This is a genomic window from Bacillus sp. FDAARGOS_1420 (assembly GCF_019344915.1).
GTDB lineage: Bacteria > Bacillota > Bacilli > Bacillales > Bacillaceae_G > Bacillus_A > Bacillus_A mycoides.
The window spans coordinates 366670-374547 of the sequence record NZ_JAHWJB010000005.1; the positions used below are offsets into that span (position 1 = coordinate 366670).

4 protein-coding genes and 4 pseudogenes are annotated in these 7878 nt (G+C 35.1%); 3 read left to right on the plus strand and 5 right to left on the minus strand.

Annotated features, from left to right (window positions below):
• Positions 1 to 69 precede the first annotated feature (69 nt).
• A pseudogene (locus tag I6L50_RS34335) lies at positions 70 to 866 on the plus strand (transposase); the annotation flags it as partial.
• A 74-nt stretch (positions 867 to 940) separates the two neighbouring features.
• Here I6L50_RS34335 and I6L50_RS34345 read toward each other — a convergent pair.
• From I6L50_RS34345 to I6L50_RS34355, 3 genes and pseudogenes are all read right to left on the minus strand, one after another.
• Positions 941 to 1578 (minus strand): annotated as a pseudogene (locus I6L50_RS34345) (transposase); the annotation flags it as partial.
• 69 nt (positions 1579 to 1647) lie between these two features.
• Positions 1648 to 2232 carry a recombinase family protein gene (locus tag I6L50_RS34350; protein WP_219304478.1) on the minus strand — a complete coding sequence of 195 codons (585 nt, stop codon included), beginning with the start codon at positions 2230 to 2232 and terminating at the stop codon, positions 1648 to 1650.
• Between the two features lie 131 nt (positions 2233 to 2363).
• A pseudogene (locus tag I6L50_RS34355) lies at positions 2364 to 3589 on the minus strand (transposase); the annotation flags it as partial.
• A gap of 122 nt (positions 3590 to 3711) precedes the next feature.
• Here I6L50_RS34355 and I6L50_RS34360 point away from each other — a divergent pair.
• Entirely contained in the window at positions 3712 to 4851 is a 1140-nt protein-coding gene (locus I6L50_RS34360; RefSeq protein ID WP_219304479.1) for a Ger(x)C family spore germination protein, read from the plus strand.
• A gap of 96 nt (positions 4852 to 4947) precedes the next feature.
• A pseudogene (locus tag I6L50_RS34365) lies at positions 4948 to 5843 on the plus strand (GerAB/ArcD/ProY family transporter).
• Positions 5844 to 6065: 222 nt separating this feature from the next.
• On the opposite strand, the gene I6L50_RS34370 reads toward I6L50_RS34365, so the two are convergent.
• Together I6L50_RS34370 and I6L50_RS34375 are read right to left on the minus strand one after the other, a co-directional pair.
• The gene (locus I6L50_RS34370) at positions 6066 to 7118 is read right to left on the minus strand and encodes a transposase (protein ID WP_257475502.1); all 1053 of its coding nucleotides are present in this window, start codon (positions 7116 to 7118) and stop codon (positions 6066 to 6068) included.
• Positions 7119 to 7152: 34 nt separating this feature from the next.
• Positions 7153 to 7623: a transposase family protein gene (locus I6L50_RS34375; RefSeq protein WP_219304093.1), complete on the minus strand. Its 471-nt coding sequence runs from the start codon at positions 7621 to 7623 to the stop codon at positions 7153 to 7155.
• Positions 7624 to 7878: the final 255 nt, after the last annotated feature.

Consider the following 7878-nt stretch of genomic DNA (forward strand, 5'->3'; position numbering starts at 1 on the left):
GAGCGGAAGATTGTACCGACCCCAAAAAGTTAGACCAAAAAATCTAACTTTTTGGAGGTCGGTTTTTTCATGACAAAATATAGTGTTAAGTTCAAAATGAACGTAATTCATGAATATCTCGAGGGCAAAGGTGGTGTGAGTTTTTTAGCGAAGAAACACGGCATTAAAAGTTACTCACAAATTCAAAGATGGATAAATAATTATCAAGAATTTGGAGTAGAAGGACTTTTACGAAACAGACAAAATAAGAATTATTCTGTTCAATTCAAGCTGGATGCGATAAAGTTATATCAAACAAGCGAGATGTCCTATCGTGAAGTTGCCAACGTACTCGGAATAACCAATTCTCCTATGATCACTTCTTGGATAAGGAAATTTAGGGATAAGGGCATTGATGGACTCTCCAAACCGAAGGGGCATCCAACTAAAATGTCTATAAAGAAAATCAATAAAACTGTTAATAAAGATTCTATAAATAAAAGTCAGAATACTGATAAGGAACGTATCAAAGAATTAGAAAAACAAGTCAGAACTCTACAAATCCAAAATGCTTTTTTAAAAGAATTGAGGACGCTGAGAAAGCAAGAAGCTCAAAAACGAACGAAATAATCACAAGAATTATTTCCAGCCTCCGAGGATCATTCAAATTAACCGAGCTTCTTGAGGTACTAATGTTTCCAAAGGCTACGTATATGTACTGGCAAAAACGCCTTAATCGTGCTAATTCTGGCCAATCCATAGAAGATGAGATGAAGAAGATTCGTAAAAAACATAAAGATTATGGGTATCGTCGAATGACTCAAGAGTTAAGGAACCGCTGGTTCCTTGTGAACAAAAATAAGGTGCGTTCCCCTTCAAAACAGCTACAAACTGTTCAACATATTGGTTATTCTTAAAAATACACATGCTAAATAAACTCTAACGAGTTATATTTTGAAAACTATGCAGCTTTCTTTTGTTCCCTGGCTATACTATACTCATAATGAACACCCATGATATCAAAGACCGTTTTCTTCTCATATCGATGAGATTTCCGCCCATTTTTCTCTAGAAGGTGGAACCGGCGAATTAGAATCTTTGCTATCTCTTGGGTGTCCTTCTGTATGGCTTGATATAAGAGTAACAGATGATCTTGTATCATTCCAATCGCTTTATATTCACTTAATTCTTTTTGCTTCTTCTGTAACAAAAGTTGGCGCATTTTAAACATCGTAGAAGAACATAAGAAAATAGCAATCAGTTTCCTGTATAAATGGCATTCTATTCTTTCTTGTTTGACAGTGCGACAATGATCTATATCAAACAATGATTTCCACGTTTTAAAAACAATTTTAATTTGCCAGCGTAAAGAGTATAGTTCATGGACTTGTTTCATCGGAACCCACTCCACGGAGTGTTTGTTACATATATATTCAGCCTAGATAATATTTTACTTTTCTCCGAATACGATTTCCCTTTTTTCTTTTCGCTTTCCTCTTGTTTTTTTCGGCGTTCTCGTAATTGTTTTTCTGTTAGACGATACAGAACGAGTCGTGTAAACAAAACCTTTTGATCACCAACATAAACATTTCCTACTTGGCTTAGTGACAGGGTAGCTGCTCTAGTCCGCAGGACTTTTTCTATTAAAAGTAAATAGTGAGATGAATGCTATGATGTAACTGTAATTTCTGTGGCACTCTCTTTTTTTAATTGCCTCTTTGCTCGGATTAATGTACTTTTTGAAATCCCCATTTTTTCTTCCACTTCTTTGTAAGAATGATTATGTAAAAGAAATAAAGCATGTTCTATTTGTTTCTTATTATATGTCTTTGGTCGCCCTTCTTTAAAATTAGGATTTTGCTTTGCAATTGCTTTTCCTTCTTGTGTACGTTCTACAATCATATCTCTTTCAAATTCAGCAAATGCGCTCATTACATTAAATACAAGCCTGCCTGTTGGTGTATCTTCAACTAATCCCATATTGAGTATATGAACCTTTACACCTTTTTCAAATAGCGTTCTAATTATATGTATCGCATCAACTGTTGAACGTGCAAAACGATCTAGTTTTGTCACAACAAGCGTATCCCCTATTTTTAGCATAGACAATATTTCCTGAAACTTTGGACGATCTGTTTTTGTTCCAGTAAACTTTTCAGAATAAATTTCTTCGCAGCCTTCATTTTGCAATGGTTGAATTTGGGACCTCAGGTCCTGGTGTAATGTACTTACGCGTGCATAGCCATATTTCATAAAAATTGCTCCTTTTTCCACTAAACTTTAGACCTTAAGTTATGACACCGTCTGCATACTGATATTACAGCGCTTCAAAAACAGAGTCAAAACTTAAAAGTTATAACTCTGTTTTACAAGAATGATTACTTTTAAGCTACTTGTAATCTAATTGGTATTCTTTGATTCATATTTAATTTGAAAATTCCATATGGATTCACATGATGATAAAATAACGGGGTTAAACCTCGGAAATCTTTCATTGTCATTTTTTTAACCAATATTGTTGGTTATCGTATAGAATTTCTTGTACCATTAATGTATTCATATAGACCAAACAATTTTGAAGTAGCTGCAGTGATAAAGCTGATACTTCCTGATCCTCTAATGAATGGGAGCGCAATTCACTATTTTTTCCATAAAAAATATAAGTAGTTACTGAATTCCATTGTTCTACAGTATTTAATCCCTCTTGAATTTCTCTACGAATATCTTCGGAGTGTAAATATTCACATAAAAAAATGATTTTCATTGCTTTTCCCAGTTCACATAATGCTAAATATGTTGGATGTTTTGTATCTCTTGTGAATCGTTTTAAAATAGATTCAGCAGAAGCTGTTCCCAATCTTAGGGCAGTCGCAAACTTAACAATTTCTTCATATTGTTGTTGAATAAGATCCCAGTTAATCGGTCTACTTAAAACAGGATGTAACTGAGCATATTCTTCATTCATCCCGGCTTCAGGACGATACAATTTTTGAGAACCAATATTCTTAAAGCGTGGCATAAGTTTAAAACCTAACAGATGACAAAAGGCAAATGCAATTACACCTTGCCCATGCGTATCTGCATAGTTTCGATCAATTTCCATATCTGTACAGTGGCGCAAGACACCTTCCATCAATGCAGCTACTTCAGAAGATAAACAAGATTTAATTTGAGAATACACACATGCAGATTTTCGATCTGTGTGCCAATAAATCATAATTCCATGTTTCCTATAACGAGGATGCCACTCTGTTAGTAGATTTTGATCCCAAGTACCAAAATGTTTAGAATCAGAGGCACAAGCAGTGGTAGCTTCTCCCCATACATTTTTCTCTCGATGATTCATAATTTGATTGATTACTTCTGCATTTGCTCTTCTTAAATGATCTTTATGTATAAATTTCTGACGCATATATCGAAGCTCTCGATAATTATCAATGGGGTTTCCAGCAGCTACTGCTTTTAACCCAGTGTTTGTTCCTAACCCAAATAAACAAAGAAGTAAACGACGTTGAATCGTTTCTGAATCTAATATTTCTCGGTTAGCTGTAGTTTTAAAATGTTTGGTGAATCCTGTATGAAAGTCCGTTTCTTTTAATAAATCTAATAAAATCACTCCATTTTTATTGCATAAGCCAATTCTATGTGAGTCATATTTCTGTTTTCTTACATATTTATTCTTCAAACAACACACTCTATTATACACACCAATTATTAACAGAAGGAGTGTATATGAAAACGATTACAAAACTCATTTTTGTAGGTTCCCTTCTTTGTCTATTGTGTGCGTGTGCGGAACGAAGAGAAATCGAAGAATTAGGATTTGTTGTTGGTGCTGCCTATGATCAATCATCACATTCGGCCATTAAAGGCACCTATCAAATGGTATTACCCAATACACTTAGTAGCTCGGAGCGTGGAACCGCTACACAAAAAAATTATATTAATCTAAGTGCTACAGGAGAAAGTATTTTTGCACATTTCCGCATGATTGCGAAAAAAATTAGTCGTCCTTTATTTTTTCCACATATACAAGTCATTATCTGTTCGGAAAAGGTATTACGCACACCAAATATGTTACAACATATTTTAGATGTATATACACGTGATGACGCAATGAGAAGAAACATTCGGTTATTTGTAGCCAAGGGTAGTGCCGAACACATTTTAGCACAAAATGCAGGCCCTGAATATTTACCGGCCAAATACGTTTGGATGTTATCCGAACATACGCAAAAAAATGCTCAAATGATAGAGAAAAAGCGAATTGGCGATATTCACAGTAAAATCATTGCAAAGAAAAGTTTTATCCTTCCCGTTGTATTTCGTACAAAACAAGGCGTAGAATTAAGTGGCTCTGCCTTATTTAAAGGTACCGATAATAGCTTGGTTGCGATGTTAAACGCACAAGATACTGCCGCCTTACAGTATATGACTAGCTCAAAAGTAAGAGGGATTGTTACTGTTCCTATGAACAAACAACATATTACCTATGAATTTCATCGTGTACACCAGCGTATGGAACTCGATATGACAAGCCCCAAACACCCTAAGGTCGATATATATGTGAAATTAGATGGGAAAATTGCGGAGATGCATTCCTCTCCAGCTCACCAACATCCCATGAAACAGCTCCAGCAGGTATTAGCAAACGAAATGAAAAAACAACTACAAACGACAACCAAACGCTTACAAACACAATATAAATTAGATGTCATTGGAATTGGAGACAAGTATCAACGACAAAACTTCAAAAAGTGGAAAGAAATAGAGAATGATTGGGAGAATGGCAAACAATATTTCTCTACCTGTCAAATTCGTATTCACGTACAGCCTCAGATTACACAATCTGGATCGACATTGCCAAAATAGTGCATATAGAACCTATCTATCATGAAATCATGCATCTTTTGTTACGTGGATATGGTTTTATTTATATCACATACCATACAGTGGGAGTAGAAAAAAATGAAGATTAACAAGGCATATCAAGTATCTCCAATTTATGTCTTCTTTTTAATACATACATAGTGCGCAATTTGGGGCTGGTGTACTGGGATTTGCTAGAATTATTGCTAAAGAATCCGGATATGGTGCTTGGATTGGAGTCGTACTGGCGGGTATTTTCTTGCATATTTTAATGTGGATGAGGTACCGTATGCTGTCTTGGGTTCAAGGAAGTATTTTAGAACTCCAGACGTATATGTTTGGCAGGTTTATCGGAACAGGTTTAAACCTGGTAGTTCTTGTTTATTTTTTGATTGTAAGTGTCTCGATCTTACGAACTTATATTGAAATCGTTCAAGTATGGATGGTCCCCACTGCTTCTACTCTTATACTTACGATTATTTTGTCTGTTTTAGTGTATTACATTATTTCATCAGGATTTCAAGTGATGACCGCCATCTGTATTGTCTCTATTTTTATATCTATATTTTATGCACTTCTCTGTGTATACTGCGTGGTAGTATATGGACATTGGGATGTTTTTTCACCTATTTTGAATCATTCTTATTTGGTCTCAACTGTCACTTTCTCAAGTGATTACTTTTCCTTTTCTACAAAGGTTTGAATACCTGATGGTATCAGCGTATGCATGGCAGATGGTTACAAGTATGATGTTACCTCTTTGGGCTTGTACACGGGGTATTCGAGAAATAGCGAAGATTCGTCAAAAATATACGTTACTGATTCTGTTAAGTATGAATAGTATGATTGTCTGTTTGCTACAAAATCGACATACTATTAATACATTTATTACGCAAACTTCTCGGTTTACATTTTATTTAATTTATATCTATATTCCTATACTCCTTTTGTTATTCTATTTAAAAGTACAATATCAAAAGAAAGAGAATAAATAAGTATTCTCTTTCTTTTGGAGTATTTTAAAAATGGTATGTATATTCCCATCGGTGTATACCAAAATTATTACGTATTATGGAAGTCAAGAAAGTAAACTTGCTACACATTATATGTACCCTTTATTCTGTTTAGTGCAGAATAAAAGTGGTTCTTACGAACTTTTGGGGAGTGCTTACGACTTAGAAATATATTAATGCACTTAATTTTTTTGACATAATAATTCACAATCTATACAGGGCTCGTTTGGTCAATACATGTAAGCTTGCTCTTCCATATACCATACGTTTAATTGTTTTTAAGCGATTGACTTGTCCTTCTAAAACACCATTGCTGTATGGAAGTAAAAATGCATGTTTAATTGCTTGTAAATCACTTCGTAAGCGACGAGCGTAATGATAAAAAGGCTGTTGCTTATGGGATAGTTGCTGTTTGAGCCAATTTAAAAACTGTTTATAATTAGATTGTTTTACGCTTTCTCGATAATGTTGCACCATTTGATAAAGCGGACGTATTTCCGGATATTTAGAAAAACATTGTACAAGGTCTTGTTTTTCTTTCTTAGTTAATTGCTCCGGATGAATCCAAAACCAGCGGATGAGTTGCTGACGAGAGACATGATAAACAGGATTTTGGCGATGACCTTGTTTTCGATTACGGCGTAATGTTTCTACAACTGTACGTACTGCTGAAAAAGTTCCGGAATAGCCTTCCAGACGAATCAATTGATTAATTTCTTTAAGGGTATGACTTTTATTTTCCAACTGAATAATCAAATTATCAAACCCTCGTACTAGATTTTTTTTGTATCGATCAGATGACGGCGGGCCATTCATTTGAATGTATTTTCGAATTGTTTTCCAGCTAAGTTTATATTCTTTAGCGAGCGTACACATAGATTTTCCAGCCCGATGGGCTTGCTTAATACGTTGGATTAACTCCCATTTTCTATTCTGACGAATTTCTTTCTCTTTCTCTGCTTTTGTCATCTTTTCTACAGGTTGGATAGGAAGTTTGGAAGACCAAGAAATAGTAGAAGGAACCGAAGTGGTAAGTATTTTTTCTAATTGTTTCTTGGCATTTCGAATAAAATGCCACCTGTCATATACCTGTAAAATAGAAGAATTGGCATCAGATATTGCTTGACGAAATCCTGTAAAACCATCACGACTGACGACTTCAATATGAGGATATATTTTCAGCCATTGAGTTACTTGTTCAGATTCTCGGTTTGGTAATAGAGCAAGTGGCCTATGACTCTGTAAATCACAAATCAAAGAACCATAGGTACGTCCTTTTCGAAAAGCAAAATCATCTATTCCGACAAAAGGGAGATACCTCAACTTCAATATTTGTTTTATGAATAATAGCTAATAATACATCATGGGTAACCGGTAGGTACATGGCTTGTGCAACCTTTTCTCCAGCTAGACAGCTTGTTGAAAAAGCTATTTTTCGTAATACTTCTTCTGCTCTAATGGTTCGGCGACCATTAGAAGCCAGCCAATCATAACGCTCTGTAAATACTTTAACTGGACAAGTAAGAGAATCGCAAAACCATTTGCGTGAAAGAAGTAATAATTTGATGGGTTTGTCTGAAAGAGGAAGATCTTGTATGAGACGAGTATAGCGACTGTGGGGTCGAGAAGATCTATAGTGACATGTTGGACAAGAGTGTGAGCGTTGTGTGCTTTCTATCGTTAAGCGTAAATGATCTTCCATTTGGTAGATGTCTTTCAGTATGAGAAAAGTACCCGGCGCTGACCACGAAATTTCACGCATGATTTTCAACTCCTTTTCTTTTATTATATCAATGTAGTGATTACAAAAACAACTCCCCAAAAGTTCGTAAGAACCACTTTTATTCTGCACTAAACAATTGAAAGCGGTAATTTACTGTGTGATTTTTACATCGGCATCTTATTACTCATACTATGAACCAGTTTAATATGCTATGGGATTTCTTTGCTTTCTTGGATAGGGACGATCTTCTCATTTGCATCATCATGATGTTACCTGATATCCTGTAGCAAAATT

Coding starts and splice junctions, on each gene's coding strand:
- I6L50_RS34360 (WP_219304479.1), top strand. CDS start 3,712: ATGAAAACGATTACAAAACTCATTTTTGTAGGTTCCCTTCTTTGTCTA.
- I6L50_RS34350 (WP_219304478.1), bottom strand. CDS start 2,232: ATGAAATATGGCTATGCACGCGTAAGTACATTACACCAGGACCTGAGG.
- I6L50_RS34375 (WP_219304093.1), bottom strand. CDS start 7,623: ATGCGTGAAATTTCGTGGTCAGCGCCGGGTACTTTTCTCATACTGAAA.